The sequence below is a fragment of the Sphingobacterium sp. Lzh-3 genome (genome assembly GCF_046764375.1).
GTDB lineage: Bacteria > Bacteroidota > Bacteroidia > Sphingobacteriales > Sphingobacteriaceae > Sphingobacterium.
Genome location: NZ_CP177226.1, coordinates 3,915,713 through 3,933,144, shown reverse-complemented (window position 1 = coordinate 3,933,144; position 17,432 = coordinate 3,915,713). Strand labels below are relative to the sequence as shown.

The 17,432-nt window shown below is 41.4% G+C and carries 17 protein-coding genes; 14 read left to right on the top strand and 3 right to left on the bottom strand.

Translation table 11 applies throughout. The annotated features are described in order from the left end of the window. Positions 1-85 precede the first annotated feature (85 nt). From ACLCDV_RS16645 to ACLCDV_RS16620, 6 genes are all read left to right on the top strand, one after another. Complete coding sequence (locus ACLCDV_RS16645) at positions 86-1,543, top strand: aminoacyl-histidine dipeptidase (protein ID WP_317665650.1); 1,458 nt, start codon at positions 86-88, stop codon at positions 1,541-1,543. Positions 1,544-1,777: 234 nt separating this feature from the next. Beyond that, on the top strand, positions 1,778-3,106 hold the full coding sequence (locus ACLCDV_RS16640; protein ID WP_317665652.1) for a gluconate:H+ symporter: 1,329 nt from the start codon (positions 1,778-1,780) through the stop codon (positions 3,104-3,106). 30 nt (positions 3,107-3,136) lie between these two features. After that, the gene (locus tag ACLCDV_RS16635) at positions 3,137-3,601 is read left to right on the top strand and encodes a RidA family protein (protein WP_075993294.1); all 465 of its coding nucleotides are present in this window, start codon (positions 3,137-3,139) and stop codon (positions 3,599-3,601) included. A gap of 10 nt (positions 3,602-3,611) precedes the next feature. After that, complete coding sequence (locus ACLCDV_RS16630) at positions 3,612-4,718, top strand: D-TA family PLP-dependent enzyme (RefSeq protein WP_411971696.1); 1,107 nt, start codon at positions 3,612-3,614, stop codon at positions 4,716-4,718. Between the two features lies 1 nt (position 4,719). Then, entirely contained in the window at positions 4,720-5,814 is a 1,095-nt protein-coding gene (locus ACLCDV_RS16625; protein WP_411971695.1) for a dipeptidase, read from the top strand. A 213-nt stretch (positions 5,815-6,027) separates the two neighbouring features. Next, positions 6,028-7,269 (top strand): MFS transporter, encoded by a 1,242-nt coding sequence (locus ACLCDV_RS16620; protein WP_411971694.1) that lies wholly within the window; start codon positions 6,028-6,030, stop codon positions 7,267-7,269. A 96-nt stretch (positions 7,270-7,365) separates the two neighbouring features. Here the strand turns inward: ACLCDV_RS16620 and ACLCDV_RS16615 are convergent, their stop codons facing one another. Beyond that, entirely contained in the window at positions 7,366-7,710 is a 345-nt protein-coding gene (locus ACLCDV_RS16615) for a hypothetical protein (protein WP_159730972.1), read from the bottom strand. Positions 7,711-7,804: 94 nt separating this feature from the next. After that, a complete protein-coding gene (locus ACLCDV_RS16610; RefSeq protein ID WP_317665662.1) occupies positions 7,805-9,586 on the bottom strand; it encodes an ABC transporter ATP-binding protein in 1,782 nt (593 codons plus the stop codon). 181 nt (positions 9,587-9,767) lie between these two features. Here ACLCDV_RS16610 and ACLCDV_RS16605 point away from each other — a divergent pair, with 181 nt between their 5' ends. From ACLCDV_RS16605 to yajC, 4 genes are read left to right on the top strand one after another with little or no spacing between them, the layout of a single operon-like run. Then, a complete protein-coding gene (locus ACLCDV_RS16605; protein ID WP_294182569.1) occupies positions 9,768-10,847 on the top strand; it encodes a Glu/Leu/Phe/Val family dehydrogenase in 1,080 nt (359 codons plus the stop codon). A 60-nt stretch (positions 10,848-10,907) separates the two neighbouring features. Then, on the top strand, positions 10,908-11,855 hold the full coding sequence (gene nusB, locus ACLCDV_RS16600) for a transcription antitermination factor NusB (protein ID WP_333574739.1): 948 nt from the start codon (positions 10,908-10,910) through the stop codon (positions 11,853-11,855). Positions 11,856-11,884: 29 nt separating this feature from the next. Continuing rightward, the gene (locus tag ACLCDV_RS16595) at positions 11,885-12,346 is read left to right on the top strand and encodes a DUF1573 domain-containing protein (protein ID WP_317665667.1); all 462 of its coding nucleotides are present in this window, start codon (positions 11,885-11,887) and stop codon (positions 12,344-12,346) included. A gap of 26 nt (positions 12,347-12,372) precedes the next feature. Continuing rightward, the gene (gene yajC / locus ACLCDV_RS16590; RefSeq protein ID WP_317665669.1) at positions 12,373-12,693 is read left to right on the top strand and encodes a preprotein translocase subunit YajC; all 321 of its coding nucleotides are present in this window, start codon (positions 12,373-12,375) and stop codon (positions 12,691-12,693) included. 111 nt (positions 12,694-12,804) lie between these two features. On the opposite strand, the gene ACLCDV_RS16585 is transcribed toward yajC, so the two are convergent. After that, complete coding sequence (locus tag ACLCDV_RS16585; protein WP_411971693.1) at positions 12,805-13,440, bottom strand: hypothetical protein; 636 nt, start codon at positions 13,438-13,440, stop codon at positions 12,805-12,807. A 316-nt stretch (positions 13,441-13,756) separates the two neighbouring features. Here ACLCDV_RS16585 and ACLCDV_RS16580 point away from each other — a divergent pair, with 316 nt between their 5' ends. The 4 genes from ACLCDV_RS16580 to ACLCDV_RS16565 are packed head-to-tail and all read left to right on the top strand — an operon-like array spanning position 13,757 to position 17,278. Next, entirely contained in the window at positions 13,757-14,734 is a 978-nt protein-coding gene (locus ACLCDV_RS16580) for a BtrH N-terminal domain-containing protein (protein ID WP_411971692.1), read from the top strand. A 49-nt stretch (positions 14,735-14,783) separates the two neighbouring features. Further along, positions 14,784-15,734, top strand: a complete 951-nt coding sequence (locus ACLCDV_RS16575) for a hypothetical protein (RefSeq protein ID WP_075993280.1) — start codon at positions 14,784-14,786, stop codon at positions 15,732-15,734. Between the two features lie 10 nt (positions 15,735-15,744). Continuing rightward, positions 15,745-16,320 carry a dephospho-CoA kinase gene (coaE, locus tag ACLCDV_RS16570; RefSeq protein ID WP_317665676.1) on the top strand — a complete coding sequence of 192 codons (576 nt, stop codon included), beginning with the start codon at positions 15,745-15,747 and terminating at the stop codon, positions 16,318-16,320. Between the two features lies 1 nt (position 16,321). Then, complete coding sequence (locus ACLCDV_RS16565; RefSeq protein WP_333574741.1) at positions 16,322-17,278, top strand: exonuclease; 957 nt, start codon at positions 16,322-16,324, stop codon at positions 17,276-17,278. Positions 17,279-17,432: the final 154 nt, after the last annotated feature.

The window sequence follows — 17,432 nt, the reverse complement described above, 5'->3', positions numbered from 1 at the left end:
ATTGGCTTTTGTTTTTATTCTAAACCAATAATCACCGAATTTCTAATAAAAATGGAGTAACTTTGACCAAGGAAAAATTTTAGATATGATTGAAAATAGTTTAGAACCAAAAGCAATTTGGAAAAATTTCTCTGCATTGAATGCGGTCCCGAGAGCTTCTAAAAAAGAAGAGCGCGTGATCGCCTTTATGGTAGACTTTGGTAAATCCTTGGGTTTAGAAACAAGCGTTGATGAGATTGGCAACGTGCTCATCAAAAAATCCGCTACTCCGGGAATGGAGGACCGTAAAACGATTGTATTGCAGTCGCATTTGGATATGGTGCACCAAAAAAATAACGATACTGTTTTTGACTTCGATAATGAAGGTATTAAGATGTATGTTGATGGGGATTGGGTGAAAGCTGAGGGCACCACCTTGGGGGCAGATAATGGTCTTGGTGTTGCGACAATCATGTCGATTTTGGAATCATCCATTATTGAACACCCTGCTATCGAAGCCTTGTTTACCATTGATGAAGAGACAGGCATGACGGGAGCTTTAGGTTTAAAAGGCGGTGTGCTTTCGGGTGAAATCCTGTTGAATCTTGATACAGAGAATGATACTGAAATTGATATTGGTTGTGCTGGGGGCATTGATGTAACGGCAACGCAGTCCTACGTTGCAGAGCCTTGTCCTTTTGATACGTTATCTTTTGAAATTACCGTAAAAGGACTACATGGCGGGCATTCTGGTATGGACATTCATAAAGGTTTTGCCAATGCCAATAAAGTGATGAACCGTTTGCTCTTTGGCGCCAATGCACATTATGGATTGCGTATTGCCTCTTTGTTGGGCGGAAGTCTACGCAATGCCATTCCGAGAGAAAGTGTTGCAAAGGTGGTTATCGCGAAGGATAAAGCAACTGACTTTGTTCAGAATTTGACACAATTGGCTCAGGATATTAAATTGGAGTTTGCAACGAAAGAACCAGCTATGGAAATTGTCGTAAAGCAAACTGATGCTGCTTATGCAACAGTAGTTCCAGTAAACGTGCAGGAAAACCTGATCAACAGTGTTTATGCGGCCTTAAATGGTGTGTATCGTGTGAGCGCCGATTTTGAAGACTTGGTAGAAACCTCCAATAATATTGCTAAAGTAGAAGTAGGCGGGGAAAAGGTTTCCATCAAATGTCTAACCAGATCTTCTGTTGAAACGTCTAAATTTGATTTAGCCCATTCTTTAAAAGCCGCATTTGAACTAGGTGGTTTTACTGTCAATTTTTCGGGCAATTATCCAGGATGGGCACCTAATCCGAATTCTGAAATTTTAGAAGTGCTCAAATCAATTTATACAAGACAACATGGTGAAGCTCCAGAAGTCGTCGCTTGCCATGCCGGACTTGAGTGCGGTATCCTGGGAACAAACTATCCCGAAATGGATATGATTTCTTTTGGACCTACAATCTTGGGTGCACACTCGCCTGCAGAGCGTGTCTCCATTTCTTCGGTGCAGAAGTTTTGGAGTTTTGTGCTCGAAATTCTCAAAGAGATCCCTAAAAAATAAATTTTCAACAAGGGCCTATTGCTGGTTTTTTTTGACGATAGGTCATGAAAGCAAAAAGAGATAGGTCAAGGAAACAGAAAGGTATGGTGTAAGCCATACCTTTTTTATTTTCATTAATTTTTCATTTTTCTTGCAAAAAATGAAAAATTACCTTACTTTCAGGATGAAAAAATGATTTAATAGACCAAATTTTATACAAGCTCTCAAATTGAGGGAAAACCTAATAGTGATATAATGACTATACTCCTCATTGTAATCAGCATTTGTTTGCTTATCCTTTGCATAACTTATTTTAAGATCAATGCCTTTCTCGCTTTTTTAGTTGTTTCCTTACTCAGCGGACTTTGTTTGGGTATTCCACCGGCACAGTTGGTGGGTACAGTTGAAAAAGGTGTTGCAGGCGTCATGGGAAGCCTAACTTTAATCATTGTTTTGGGCGCAATGTTGGGGAAAATTGTTGCTGAAAGTGGGGCCGCTGAGATAATTGCTGAGCAAATGGTCCGCCTGATGGGAGAGCGATACCTACAGTGGGGGCTTATGTTGACGGGTTTTATCGTTGGAATACCGCTATTTTATGGAATCGGATTTGTCTTATTAGTCCCCTTGATATTTTCGATTTCCTACCGCTATAAGTTGCCGACAGTATATATTGGATTACCGATGCTGGCAGCCCTGTCTGTGACACATGGCTTTATTCCGCCGCATCCTTCCCCGGTTGCATTAGTTGCCCTGTTTCACGCTGATATGGGACTGACACTTATCTATGGTCTTTTGATCGCCATACCCGCTATTATTTTGGGTGGGCCAATTTTTGGAAGAAGCCTCAAAAATATACGGGCAAGTCAGGAATCAATTTTCCGCGAGAAAGATCACTCGAAATCAGCGCAGTATCTGCGCCCCACAGTGGCCGTGAGTTTGGTTGTAGCCTTGCTGCCGGTATTGCTCATTGTCTTATTTACATTGCTTCCTTATTGCTATCATACAAGCAATATAGCGCTGCAGCAGGGAGTTAAGTTTATCGGCAACCCCACCGTTGTTATGGTTATTGCGGTCAGTGTAGCAACCTATTTATTAGGATTGAAATTGGGGCGATCGATGGCCAATGTGATGAAAATCTATGAATCTGCAGTGAAAGATATTGCCATGATCCTACTGATTATTGCTGGCTCGGGAATCTTTAAACAGGTGATGGAGGATAGTGGTGTGAGTCTATTATTGGCCAATACCCTGCAGCAGCTGTCGATTTCACCGCTACTATTGGCTTGGTTAATTACAGCTGTTATCAGAGGTTGTGTCGGCTCGGCCACAGTAGCCGCTCTAACGGCGGCTGGTGTGCTGCTACCGATTGTTACAGGGGGAAAAGTGGATCCCAACCTTATGGTGTTGGCGATAGGAGCCGGCAGTTTGATGTTTTCCCATGTTAATGATGCCGGATTTTGGCTATTTAAAGAGTACTTTGGACTTAGCATAAAGGATACCTTATTTTCCTGGTCCATCATGGAGGCGATTGTTTCCATTGTTGGGCTGCTTGCTGTTTTACTATTGCAATTAATTTTATATTAGCTATTATTTTAAACTTTAAAATCGTTAAAGATGTACAACGCAGATGAACAATTCGAAAAATTAGGTTTGACATTACCACCAGCACCGGCACCTAAAGGTGTCTATAAACCATACGTCATTGACGGCAAGTACCTGTATCTTTCTGGTCATGGTCCTGTACAAGATGATGCTGCATTAATTATCGGTCGAATTGGAAGTGATATCAGTCCTGAAGAAGGCAAACTTGCGGCGAGACAAGTTGGTCTAACCATGTTGTCGACCATTAAAACCAACTTGGGCTCATTGAACAAAATCAAGCGTGTGATCAAGGTATTGGGTATGGTCAACTGTACCTCGGATTTTCTTTATCATCCAGGCGTAATTAACGGCTGTAGTGAGCTATTCGCTGCGGTTTGGGGAGAAGAGAATGGTATTGGAACACGCAGTGCCGTTGGATTTGGTTCTTTGCCCGATAATATTCCCGTAGAAATCGAAGCATTATTTGAGTTATACTAATCGGAATTGTATGGAAACTTGGTGCCATATACATGATGTCGATCAGGTCGATTCGCCAGCTTTACTGGTCTACCCTGATCGCATTGTCAAGAACATAGATCGCGCTTTACATATTGTGCATGGGCGGGCTGATCGATTGCGGCCGCATATCAAAACGAACAAGTCTCGGGAAGTATGCCAACTGATGATGGATAGGGGGATTACAAAGTTTAAGTGTGCAACCATTGCAGAAGCTGAACTATTGGGTGTTATCGGTGCAAAAGATGTTTTGCTGGCATACCAGCCCGTAGGGCCAAAGATAGATCGTTTTTTGAATCTTGTAACCGCCTTTCCGGAGACACATTTTGCATGTCTTGTGGATCATGTCGATGCAGCACAGGAGATTTCAAAGCGTAGTCTGTCGAAAGGCTTACGCAGCGCTGTTTATCTCGATGTTAATATTGGCATGGGCCGTACAGGAGTATCTTTAGAAGGGATTGAGCGTCTCGTTATGGATATCCATCTTTTGGAAGGTATTCAGTTGGTAGGTGTGCATGGTTATGACGGTCATATTCATGACAAGGATTATAAACTTCGCGAAAAGCAATCCCAACATTCATATGGTATACTCGAAACCGCCTACCTTATGGCGCAGGTGTCCACCTCTAAACCGTTGACTAAAGTTATTGGCGGTTCGCCAAGTTTCCCTTTTCATGCCGAACGCAGCGATGTAGAATGCAGTCCCGGAACGTTTGTGTTTTGGGATTTTGGCTATGCCGAAAATTACGCAGAACAGGATTTTATGCTTGCGGCGGTACTTCTGACGCGTGTCGTCTCGATTGTTGATTACAAGCACCTTTGTTTGGATCTGGGGTATAAATCAGTTGCATGTGAATCGCCGCAACCCCGCGTCAAGTTTTTCGATCCGCGTATTGGTGAAATAAAAATGCAGAGTGAAGAACATTTGGTCGTTGAGGTAGCAGATAGTACCCAGTTTAACTTAGGCGATGCCCTTTATGCCGTGCCAAGGCACATCTGCCCAACAGTAGCTTGTTATGGCGAACTTCAAGTTGTCAATGAACGACAGGCAGATCAAATTTGGACTGTTTATGCGCGAAATAAAAAAATAAATTATTGATATGTACGAATTTGAAATGCCATTTTTGGTCGATGCACATTTGGATTTGAGTATGAACGCCATGGAATGGAATCGGGATCTTCGATTGCCGATTACCGAACTGAACCGTAGGGAAAAGGGGATGGATGACAAGCCCGATCGGGCTAAGGCAACCGTCACTTTTGACGAATTGCGTCGTGGTCATATTGGTTTGGTTGTTGCTACACAAATCGCCCGTTTCGTAAAACCCGAGAGCTCTTTACCAGGCTGGTACTCACCGGAACAGGCATGGGCACAAACACAGGGGCAGCTTGCATGGTATAAAGCAATGGAAGCCGATGGACAAATGAAAATGATCTGTACAAAAACTGATTTGGACCAGCATTTGGCGCTTTGGTCGGATGGCAGCGATCATGCCGATAAGCCAATCGGATATCTGCTGAGTCTGGAAGGTGCCGATTCCATTGTAGATATCAGCTATCTCGAAACAGCCTATAACTATGGCTTAAGAGCGATTGGGCCAGCACATTACGGACCGGGTCGATATGCCAATGGAACAGACTCGTCGGGTAAGCTTAATGAGCAGGGAATAAGGTTATTGGAAGAAATGGAGCGATTGGGGATGATATTGGACGCGACACACCTGAATGATGATGCTTTTTGGGATGCTGTCCAACGCTATCAGGGTGCGATTTGGGCCAGCCATAATAACTGTCGCAAGTTTGTGGACCATAACAGGCAGTTCAGTGATGAAATGATCAAGGCTCTTGTAAAGAAAAAAGCAGTGATCGGGGTAGCGCTCGATGCTTGGATGATGGTACCGAATTGGGTACGAGGTGTATCCGATCCTAAAACAAGCAATTGCTCCATGGATATCATGGCCAACAATATTGATCATATTTGTCAATTGGCAGGAAATGTCGATCATGTTGGCGTGGGGAGCGACTTAGACGGCGCATTTGGCCGTGAGCAGTGTCCTTATGATCTGGAAACAATTGCTGATATCCAAAAACTATTTGGCATCCTGTCAAAAAGGGGGTATAATAACACCGATCTTGAAAAGATTGCCAGCAAGAACTGGCTTAATTTTATGCGAAATGCATTGCCCGAATCATAAGAATAAAATAGAGCTCTATTTGAGCTTGTATAGAGCAATGACAACCGAAGACAATAGCCTGTTTAAGCGATGGTCACTCGAGGACAACGAGCGCGTTATTTCAGCAATCGTATCGCTCGCTGTCGTTGTGTGTATCAATAACATAAGGCTTCTACGTGGTCATTGAAACCGATGAAATAAATCAAAACAAACACCTCCAACACGAATTAATCGATGAAACCAGTATTACGCGTCCAATTGTCCCTGATGATGTTTTTAGAATATTTTATCAAAGGGGCCTGGTTTGTTACTTTGGGAACATACCTTATTAAATCGCTCAATGCCTCGGGTATGGAGGTCGCGAATATTTTTGCAACACAATCCCTTGGTGCTGTATTTGCTCCTTTTTTAGTGGGTTTTGTCGCCGACAGATACTTTAATGCCGAGCGGGTACTTTCAGCATTACATCTCATTGGAGCTGGACTACTTTACGGGATGTCGCAGGCACCGGATGCGACACATTTTTACCCCTATGTATTTGTCTATTTTATGGCTTACATGTCTTCGCTATCCTTATCCAATGGAATCGCATTCCGGCATATTGAAGACGCAAAGAAGTATTTTCCGGGGGTACGCGTGTGGGGAACGATCGGTTGGATCTGTTCGGGACTTGTGATCAGTTATTTGTTCCGTTGGGATGCTCCCGAATCGATACAGGCAGGTGCCTTGCATAATACCTTTATTATGGGCGCGGTTTGTTCGTTGTTACTGGCATTCTTTAGTTTGGCCCTGCCAAAAACTCCACCTCAGGTGAAACTCAGGGATGAAAAATTTGATTTTGGAAAGGCAATCGGTTTGGATGCATTGAAGCTTTTAAAACAGCGGAGTTTTCTGATTTTTTTTGTAACAGCAATTGTCATCTGTATTCCCATTTCGTTCTATTATCAAAATGCGAACCCATTTTTGGTCAATGCCGGAATACCGAACCCCACAGCAAAAATGGCATTGGGGCAATTTTCCGAAGCCATTTGCTTGTTGTTGATTCCATTTTTCTTTAGACGCTTGGGGTATAAAAAGATGATTTTACTGGGCATTGCGGCCTGGGCACTTCGCTATTTGTTTTTTGCCTACGGCGACGGACAGGAACGGTCATTCTTATTGTTATCCGGAATTTTATTGCATGGCATCTGCTATGATTTTATGTTCGTAGTGGGGCAGATCTATACCGATCGAATTGCTGGTGAAAAATACAAGGCTTCTGCACAGGGGCTTATTACCATCGCGATGTATGGTGTAGGTATGCTGATCGGATTTTGGGTTGCCGGTGCTGTTTCAGATTACCTGAAAACAGCTTATGCTGCTCAATTTTGGGAATATCTTTGGTTTATTCCGGCAGGTATTTCTGGTTTTTGTCTTTTGCTATTTGCCCTGTTTTTTAAAGAGGAGAAAACGATGCCGGATATGAAAGCCAGTTAAAGATGCGCTATGTTCAATTAAAGGCAGAACGTCCGTAAAAAACGATAACATGGAGCATCTATGATGGGAAGGTGCTCCATGTCTTTAAAATGCCTATTAGATCATATTGAACCATTCCTGGTATTTTTCACCGATGAAGGGGAGTGGTTTCCGCTCTCCGGAAAATGCGGACATTAATCCTAGTATAAGAGCAATAAGTAGGAGCAATCCAACAATACTAATGGCGATTCCGCCAATACCCGGAACAAAACGTAACAATCCCAAAGCCATTCCTGTTACTGAAATGCCTATACTTTGTCGGATATGGAATTGCGCTAAAGCAGTCTTTTCCTTGTTGTTCATGATGATGGCTGCAACAAGGCCGATGATGGTTAAGTAAGAAATAATAGCAATTGTTTTTCCGTCATTTGACGTAGCCTTCTGAATAGGGGTTCTCTCCATGATCCTTTATTGTAAAATGTTTGACTTAAATATTTAAGACAAATTTAAGAGAGATATCCCTTCTATCCTTTAGCTGAATTCAGGGATATTTTAATTATCCTTCGACACTTTCCAGTAATTGCTTTTCATGGAGTTCAAAATATTCACCTCTTTTCTCCATCAATTCAGCATGTGTACCCTGTTCTACAATTTCGCCTTGATCCATCACCAATATATGGTCTGCATTCTTGATCGTCGAGATGCGATGGGCAATAAAAATACAGGTCTTGCCTTTCATGATGCGGCTTAGCGAACGGAGAATTGTTTCTTCTGTTTTTGTATCCACGGCGGAAAGACAGTCATCAAAAATCAATACTTTGGGTTCCTTAATTAAAGCGCGTGCGATGGATACCCGTTGTTTTTGTCCACCGGAGAGGGTGATACCACGTTCCCCAACGGCAGTTTCAAATCCATCTTCAAAAGCTATAATATTGTCGTATACAGCGGCATCTTTGGCGGCCTGTTCCACTTGTTCCTGTGTAAAGTGGTCTAAACCAAAGCCTATATTATTGGCAATGGTATCTGAAAATAGGAAAACATCTTGTGGGACAAATCCAACTTGTTGGCGCAAGCTTTTGAAATCAAGGTTTTTAATTTCTAGACTATCATAATGAATACTTCCTTTGTCAATATCATACATCCGAAGGAGTAAGTTGGCCAGCGTGGATTTTCCGGAGCCTGTTTTTCCGATAATAGCAAGTGTTTTGCCGATCGGAATTTGGAACGATATATTTTTAATCGCCTGAATACCTGTTTCCGGATAGGTAAAGGAGATTCCATCAACCCTGATCTCACCCGCGAGTTCTTTGGTAGCTGTTCCGTTAACAATAGGAGATTCCGTTTGAAGGAATTCGTTGATGCGTTTTTGTGAGGCCGCAGCACGTTGTACCAATGAGGTAACCCAAGCCAAAGACATGGCCGGGAAAGTCAACTGGTTGACATAGATGATAAACTCAGCGATGTTTCCGGCAGTTACTGTTCCTTTGGCAACTTCAATTCCACCGATATAAATGGTGATTACCGTACTGAGCCCAATAAGCAATAGAATAAGCGGAAAGAAAACAGCCTGTACTTTTACGAGATCAAGAGCCGTGTTGCGGTAAATGGTACTTTCCTTCTCAAATTCCTGCATTTTATTTTGTTCTCTGGTATAGGTCTTGATGACGCGGATACCTGCAAAAGTTTCCTGCACGAAAGAAGAAAGCTTCGCCAGTTGTTTCTGTATTTTTAAGCTACGCTTGTTAATAATCTTGTTGACAAATAAAATAATAACCGATAGGACCGGTATTGGCGCCAATGCATAAGTAGCCAAGCGTCCATTGACGCTATACATCGCATAGATGACCATGATCGATAAAACTACCGTATTGATCGCATACATGATGGCGGGTCCTAAGTAGTTACGTACCTGATTGACATCTTCGGTGGCTCGGCTCATGAGATCTCCGGTATTGTTCTTCCGAAAGAAACCGAAGTTTAAATCTTGGTAGTGATTATAGATCTCGTTTTTGAGGTCGTATTCAATATAACGCGAGGTTAAAATAATCGTCTGACGCATAAAGAATAAAAATATGCCCCGCAAGAGCGACAGTAGGAGGACGACGAAACCAAAAAACAGGAGGCTGGTGCCAAATACCTTGTAGATGAGTTCCTGTCTGTCGAAACCATCAAATAGACGGTATAGATAGATGTTTTCCTGTACCAAATCAAATGCTTCGCGAATTACCTTTGCCGGCAATACCCCGAAATAGTTGGAGATGATAACAAAAATAACCCCTGGAACCAGTTTCCAGCGGTATTTATAAAAGTACTTATTTAAGTAGGCGAGATCCTTCATATTACGAATACAAAAGTAGGACTAATTCATCAAAATGCTTTACGATTTGAGTGAATTTACTGTCATTCGGAAATCAAATGTTAAGTCTTGGATAAAAAAAGTTGTTATGCACAACGAATAATTTTCCTACTTTTGCATCAAGTACCTTAAAAAATTAAAACAAATTAGAGTAGTACATTTTATGTCAACATCTCAAAATTCTATTTTTGAATTGATGAGCCAGTCTGGCCATCAAAACTTATTTTTCTGTAATGATGAATTGGTGGGCTTGAAAGCTATCGTTGCGATCCATGATACAACCTTAGGGCCAGCGATAGGAGGGGTTCGTATGTTACCTTACGAAAGTACAGAAGAAGCTATTGAGGATGCTTTACGTTTATCCAAGGCCATTACGTATAAATCAGCCATCACTGGATTGAATTTAGGCGGTGGTAGTGCTGTTATTATTGGGAATAGCCGTTTGGACAAATCTGAGGTTTTATTGCGCCGTTTGGGCCAGTTTATTGAAGGATTGAATGGAAATTTCATTGCTTCTTTGGATGTAGGTACCACACAACGCGATTTAGAACATATTTATACCGAAACTGACCATGTTGCTGGTTTACCAAAAGCAATTCATGGCAGTGGTGTCGGTGATCCTTCGATCTTTGCAGCTCAGGGTGTTTATTTTGGTATAAAAGCCTGTTTAAAGGAATTGTACGGATCGGAAAATGTTGCTGGTAAAAAAGTTATTGTGCATGGCGTCGGTGGAGTTGGTGAGCGTTTAATTGCAATGTTACGTGAAGAGAATGCGCGTGTATATGTTAGCGATATTACGGAAGAAAAAATGTTGAAAGTAGCGGCCAAGTACAAAGCTGAGCCAATACCTTACGGTGAAGTATTTGATCACGAATTTGACGTATATTCTCCCTGTGCATTAGGTGGTACGGTAAATCCAGAATCCGCGCAGAAAATGCAATGTAAAATTATTGCCGGTTCGGCGAATAATCAATTGAAAGACGAACATGTTACAAGTTCTATCCTTCATGAAAGAGGTATATTATACGCCCCTGACTATTTGATCAACGCCGGTGCATTAATTGGCTGTTATTCGGAAATTCAAAATTATGGCGTAGATCACACTGAATTTGTGATCAAAAATATTTATAATGCGACTAGAGACGTATTGAAAAAATCAAAAGAAGAGAATATTTCTACTTTTGAAGCGGCTAATCGCATCGCGGAGAAGCGTATCCAAGATATTAAAAAAATCAAGAGATAGTCTTCATCCCAAAATCGTTCTTATTTATTATTTTATAAAAAAATCGTTCTTTAAATTACTATGTTAAACAGGAGACACCTGAGGGTAAAAGTAGTGCAAACGCTTTATGCGTACAGTCTTTCAGAAGATAAAGACATCAAAACATTTGAGAAAGCACTATTAAAAAATGTGGATGAAGTTTATGAGATGTATATGTGGACACTGAATCTTTTAGATGAGGTATCTGATTATGTCTTAATAGATGCAGAGGGTAGGGCTAATAAGTTTTTACCAACTGAAAAAGACTTGTCTTTAACGACCAAGTTAAGTACAAACACTTTTATTGAGTCATTGAGACAAAATCCACAATATGGAGAAGGTGTCAAAAAATATAAGATTTCCTGGAGCTTTGATCCGGAGATCGTGCGTACTGTATTTTTGCAGTTAAAGGATTCTGAAGCTTATTTGGAGTACTTGCAACAAGAAGATCGCTCGATCGGTACGGAAAAGGATATCATCAAGCATATCTTTAAAAAGATCATCTTAAAATCGCCGGTTATTGAGCAGGTTTTTGAAGAAAAATTCATCAACTGGCCGGTAGATAAAGAAGTATTGCAAGCTTTGATTGCGAAGACTTTTAAGAATTTTAGTTCTGAAGATCCGCGTAAAAATAAACTTGCAGAAATTACGCAAAACTGGAATGATGATAGCGACTATATTATTGCATTGTTGGGTAAAACAATCCGCAATACAAATGAGTATCAAAAGCTTATCTCGGAGAAAACCAAGAATTGGGAATCAGATCGTATTGCTTTAATGGATACATTATTGATGCGTATGGCAATATGTGAGTTGGTTAATTTTCCATCAATTCCTGTGAAAGTAACAATAAATGAGTATATTGAAATTTCTAAGGTATTCAGTACATTGAAAAGTAATACATTTATTAATGGTATCTTAGATAAAATATTGAACGATCTGAATCAACAGGGACGAATCCAGAAGGCAGGTCGGGGTTTAAAAGATTAAAACCAAACGCGCATAAATAATTTATACGAATGAAAAACTTTGGCAAATATTCAGTTTTAGCGTTGTCGACAGTACTTTTATTTTCTTGCGGAAATGCACAAAAGGGAAAGGAAGAAGGGACCAAGACAGCGACTGAAACAGCAGCTGCAGATAGCCTTTCTAAGGCAGCAGCACAATTGGGAAAAGTAGAATTTGAAGAGTCTGCATTTGATTTCGGTCAGGTAAAGGAAGGCGCACAGGTAAAACATACCTTTGTGTTGAAAAATTCGGGTGACGCGCCTGTTATTATCTCGAAAGTGACTGCTTCATGTGGTTGTACCCAACCTGAGTTTTCGAAAAGTCCTATTTTGCCGGGTGGAAAATCTGAGATCCATGTAACTTTCAATAGTGAAGGACAAGTTGGTAAACAGCAGAAGATCATTACGGTTCAATCGAATGCCTCTAATGGCCTGACGACAGTGCAGCTAAAAGGCGAAGTATTAGCAAAATAACACATTATTAAACGATATAATAACAAATGAATACAGTATTATTACAAGCAGCAGGTGGCGCCGGTTATGGTCAACTGATAATGATGGTTGGTCTAGTTGTGGTATTTTATTTCTTCATGATCAGACCACAGATGAAAAAGCAAAAAGACCATAAGAAATATATTGAGCAATTAGGTGTAAATTCAAAGGTGGTAACTACAGCTGGTATTCATGGCCGTATTGTAGAAGTCTCAGACACGACTTTCTTAGTAGACGTAGGTTCGGGTGTAAAAATCCGTTTTGATAAATCAGCAATTGCTTTAGATGCTTCTAAAGCTGTTAACAACACGGAGAAGAGCGCTTCTTAAGCTTTTTCCTAAAAGAAATGAAAGCCAGTTTTCGTAGAAAACTGGCTTTTTTATGCTGTTAATAGAAAGCCCAGGCGGAGCGTTCAAATAAATTGCTAGCATAACAATGCTTTAGATTACTCCACAATAAATGGAATTCGAAAAACCGCCATCTAAGGTATCCCATATTCCGACATACACATGGAAATCAGTAGTTTTTCGCTTTAACCGGTCAAATTGGACTGAACAAGAACCTTCACTTACGCTTGCGATAGAAGTTCTTAAATGGGATTCATTAAACGGGTCCAATAATACCAGGTTGATTTTATATACGCTATCACTATATTGATCATCTGCTTCCCAGTTCAGGTCGATTACATCATTGTTGATACTGACTTGGCAGTTGGATAATGGGGTTAGCGGACCAGAAAATAGAAGCAGTCGTTCTGGATTAACAAAAGGGTTATTATCAGCGTCTATTTCGATGGCCTCCTTAAAAATATGCCGTTGTGCCAATTGGAATGCACCTACGCGACTTCCTTTTTCCGCTAAAAACTGGTAACCAAATTCGAGAAGCCGCTTATTATGGCCGGCAAACTTACCGGCTACTTGCTGTTTTTTTCTGTTTAAGAGCTCCGCAGCACTTGGTGGGGAGCTGCGTTTTCGTTTTGGGCCGCGCACCACATTTTGATCCTTCAACATGTAGGCACTCACCGATCCAAATTTACCAATAATAGGTCCATTCGGACCGTTTTGTAAAATTGCCATAGCTATTCCTCTTTTAGTTTATAATTCTTGTTTTGAGCTTATTATCAATTTACTACTATTTTCTTAATTACTTTAGTAGTAACACTATTTTTACAGGGGATTAACACCGGGTTAGCAGGGGATTGACCCCTGTTATACCCCTGTTAACTCCCTGTAATCACCCTGTAAAACCCCTGTAAACCTAAAACGTAATAGTTGTCAAAAACAATCGTTTTTGCAATGTTATTCTCCACTGTTTTTCATTTGTTTTTAGGGTTTAATCCACTGCTGACATCGGGCTGTCGGTTGAGGGATTAACTTTATGAAAAAAAACGATATGAAAAATCTTAGATCATTTGATGGGCAGCATTGTGAAACCACAGCAACAGGTACATTACTTGCCCATATAGGCATTGAACTTTCCGAGCCGATGCTTTTTGGACTGGGGGAAGGCCTCAGTTTTATCTATTGGAAAATGAAAACCATGGATTTTCCATTTTTAGGCGGACGAATAAAACCAGATCTCCTGACGCAGCATATCTGCAAAAATCTCGGTCTAAACCTCAGCGTTCATGAAACTTCTTCAAAAGTAAAAGCTTGGCAGGCTGTAAAACAGCTCTTGGATGGGGGGCAACCGGTAGGCTTAAAACTCGATGCCTATCACCTGGAATATTTTACAAAACCCTTTCATTTTGCGGGTCATTATGTAGCAATTTATGGTTATGACCATGATAATGCCTATTTAGTGGATACGAGGCAGCAGGGGGGAAGCGTGCGTACATCCCTAGCGAGTTTGGCGCTAGCCAGGGCAGAGAAGGGGCCTATGGCGTCTAAAAATCTGTATTACACGATAGCAGGTAGTGGCGGGGATTTGGACCTGAAAGAGGTGCTGATTGCTGCAATGGTCAATAATGCAAAGGAATATCTTGCACCGCCCATCAGCAACATTTCATATAAAGGAATTTTGAAAACTGCTGAGGAATTGACCAAATGGTACAAGACGAGCCATGCGATTGAAAGTGAGTTTAAAATGGCTGCAAATTTGATGGAAAAGGCAGGTACTGGGGGCGCTATGTTTCGAAATCTATATCGTGACTTTATTAAGGAAAGTTATGATCTGCTCGGAATAGAGCAGATCGCCGCGGTTCATCATGAGTTTGTGCAGATTGCATTATTGTGGACATCCTTGTCGGAATTGTTTAGTAAAATTGCGGAGACAGCCAGTTTTGATGATGTGCAGCAGGCATCAGAAATTTTCAGAACTCTTGCCACAAAAGAGAAAAATGCAATGGAAATATTGCTGTCTTTAAGATGAAATGCAGATAAGAACACAGATTTTTACGCAAATTGATTAAGTTTGTATCATGGCGAATGCAGTTCGAATAAATAAGACCCAACGGCGTAAGATTAATGTCTTCGTGCGTTGTGTTGGAATTTCGTTGTTAGCTTGGTTATTGTTTTCGATCTCCAATCAATATACTGTTTCCGTCAAGGCGGCGATTGAATACGTCAATCTTCCCGAGAAACGCGCATTTCACCCCCAGCAATCCGATACGGTAAAAGTGAAGCTGGAGATGACAGGATGGCAATTTCTGTTTTCCAAAGCTGCTTTGGAAACCCCAAAGGTGCAGGTGGACCTAAGCTCTTTAAAAACCAAAGACTGGATTGTTTTTTCCAACCAATTGGGTTTTATCAACCGGCAGTTTCCGCATGAACAGCGCGTGGTGTCAGTTAGTCCTGATACCTTATTTTTTGATTTTTCCAAACAGACCCAGCGTAAGGTACCCGTAAAACCCCTTGCAAATATCGGATTTAAACGCGGCTACGGTTTTATCGCTGATACCAAAGTTACACCAGCTTATGTGACAATAACCGGACCTTACGAGGATGTTTCGGCGATTGAGTATTGGGAAACGGATACCGTTCGTGGAAAGGAAGTCGAAACCGACGTTCGGACCGTGGCCAACCTGGCACGTAACCAAAAAGCGAATATCAATGTTTATCCGACTTCGGTCGAGGTGCTTATGCCTGTAGGTGAATTGACCGAGAAAATAATCGAGTTGCCCGTAAAAGTAGAGAATGGCCAACGTTATAGTTCGGTCAGGCTTAGTCCGAGCAAAGTTGTCGTCACGGTGTTGATGTCCGTCAAAGATTATAATAATTATACATCGCGTGATTTTGAGGCTGTGGTAGACCTGGCAGACTGGGAGAAGAATGAGGTGCAATATCTACCCATTTTGCTGACCAAAGTACCTGACTATTGTAAGGTAATCAGTATTGTCCCTCAAAACGTGGACTTTTTTGTACGTAAATAAAAATATTTTCATGAAGATTGGAATAACAGGCGGAATTGGGTCAGGTAAGACATTTATCTGTCAGCTTTTTAAAGCCATGGCTGTACCTGTTTATAATGCTGATGAGGAAGCCAAGAAGCTAATGAATACCGATTTGCGGATCAAAGCACGCTTGATTGCGGAGTTCGGCGAAGAGACCTATAAGAATGGGAAACTGGATCGGGCTTTTTTGGCTGAACAGATATTCTCCGACAAGGCGAAGCTCGAACTTGTGAACAGCATTGTACACCCCATCGTTATTCAGGCGGCAAAGGACTGGGCCGAACAGCAAAAGTCACGTTATTCACTCAAAGAGGCTGCTTTGCTTTTTGAAAGTGGGTCCTACAAGGATCTTGATTATACCATACTGGTTACTGCGCCTTTACCCATACGCGTTAAACGTGTCATGGAGCGTGATGCTGTTACTGAGGAACAGGTCATGGAGCGAATTAATAAGCAACTATCTGACGAAGAAAAATTAAAATTGGCAGACTTCGTCATCATTAATGATGGAACCACTCCGCTATTACCGCAGGTGTGGACTTTGCATCAAAAGTTTCTAAAATAATATGATGTCTACACTATTGGCTGACTTCTTAGTCAGAAAGCCAGAAGGCTATTACTGCCGTTATGGTGATTTTTTTATTGATGCCAGCAATCCCGTTATGCACAATGTCGTTTCTCATGCTCATGGCGATCATGCCAGTTCAGGACACGACTATGTTTATGCCACACAGGCGACCTCACTGTTTATGACTTATCGGTATAAACAAAATCGCAAAGATTCTTATCAGGTCAAATTGTTTAATAGTCCCTTTAAAATAGGCGCGGTCGAAATCACATTTTTACCAGCAGGTCATATACTGGGTTCAGCACAGATTCTAATGGAATATCGGGGGGTACGTTACTTGTACACCGGCGATTATAAATTACAAACTGATGATACCTGTGAGCCGATCGAAGTGCAGCAGGCCGATGTCCTCATTACGGAAAGTACCTTTGCAAATCCCGAGATTATCCATCCCGATCCGGCGGAGGAGATAAAAAAACTTGATGGACATGCCAGTAATATCTTATTAGGTACTTATGTGTTGGGCAAGGCGCAGCGAATTACTGATTTGATCAACAGGTACTGTCCAGATCGAAAAGTGCTTGTGCATAGTGGAATATTGCCCTACCATCGCCTTTATGATCAACACGGGCTGAAGAAGTTAGACTATGAGCCCTACAACAGAAAAGAAATGAAACAGGGCGAACAGAACAAAGTGTACTTGGTACCGCCGATGACCTTCAATAGTTATTTTAGGGCGACCAAAGTATTACGCGCATTTGCCTCAGGCTGGAAACGTTTACAGGCACAGAATGATATCGAGCTGTATATTTCTGATCATGTGGACTGGAATGACATTCTTCAGTACATTAAAATGGTAAATCCCAAAGAAGTTTGGACACTACACGGTGACGGAAGCATTTTAAAACGTTATTTTAACGAAAAATTGATCGTCCGGGATGTGCTTTCTGCATAAATAGGCCTTTTCGAAAAATCTTCTATCGGAAACGCAAATGCGGCGGACAATAAGCAGCTCATGGAAGGGGGCACCCCTACAATAGCGTACTGATGTAGTTTAACTTATTTAAACGGAACTTCGATAACTCCGCTGGTAAACACGGCGGAGTTCG

Coding starts and splice junctions, on each gene's coding strand:
- ACLCDV_RS16635 (WP_075993294.1), top strand. CDS start 3,137: ATGTACAACGCAGATGAACAATTCGAAAAATTAGGTTTGACATTACCA.
- ACLCDV_RS16620 (WP_411971694.1), top strand. CDS start 6,028: ATGAAACCAGTATTACGCGTCCAATTGTCCCTGATGATGTTTTTAGAA.
- ACLCDV_RS16575 (WP_075993280.1), top strand. CDS start 14,784: ATGGCGAATGCAGTTCGAATAAATAAGACCCAACGGCGTAAGATTAAT.
- ACLCDV_RS16580 (WP_411971692.1), top strand. CDS start 13,757: ATGAAAAATCTTAGATCATTTGATGGGCAGCATTGTGAAACCACAGCA.
- ACLCDV_RS16625 (WP_411971695.1), top strand. CDS start 4,720: ATGTACGAATTTGAAATGCCATTTTTGGTCGATGCACATTTGGATTTG.
- ACLCDV_RS16645 (WP_317665650.1), top strand. CDS start 86: ATGATTGAAAATAGTTTAGAACCAAAAGCAATTTGGAAAAATTTCTCT.
- ACLCDV_RS16595 (WP_317665667.1), top strand. CDS start 11,885: ATGAAAAACTTTGGCAAATATTCAGTTTTAGCGTTGTCGACAGTACTT.
- ACLCDV_RS16640 (WP_317665652.1), top strand. CDS start 1,778: ATGACTATACTCCTCATTGTAATCAGCATTTGTTTGCTTATCCTTTGC.
- ACLCDV_RS16585 (WP_411971693.1), bottom strand. CDS start 13,440: ATGGCAATTTTACAAAACGGTCCGAATGGACCTATTATTGGTAAATTT.
- ACLCDV_RS16565 (WP_333574741.1), top strand. CDS start 16,322: ATGATGTCTACACTATTGGCTGACTTCTTAGTCAGAAAGCCAGAAGGC.
- ACLCDV_RS16605 (WP_294182569.1), top strand. CDS start 9,768: ATGTCAACATCTCAAAATTCTATTTTTGAATTGATGAGCCAGTCTGGC.
- nusB (WP_333574739.1), top strand. CDS start 10,908: ATGTTAAACAGGAGACACCTGAGGGTAAAAGTAGTGCAAACGCTTTAT.
- ACLCDV_RS16630 (WP_411971696.1), top strand. CDS start 3,612: ATGGAAACTTGGTGCCATATACATGATGTCGATCAGGTCGATTCGCCA.
- yajC (WP_317665669.1), top strand. CDS start 12,373: ATGAATACAGTATTATTACAAGCAGCAGGTGGCGCCGGTTATGGTCAA.
- ACLCDV_RS16610 (WP_317665662.1), bottom strand. CDS start 9,586: ATGAAGGATCTCGCCTACTTAAATAAGTACTTTTATAAATACCGCTGG.
- ACLCDV_RS16615 (WP_159730972.1), bottom strand. CDS start 7,710: ATGGAGAGAACCCCTATTCAGAAGGCTACGTCAAATGACGGAAAAACA.
- coaE (WP_317665676.1), top strand. CDS start 15,745: ATGAAGATTGGAATAACAGGCGGAATTGGGTCAGGTAAGACATTTATC.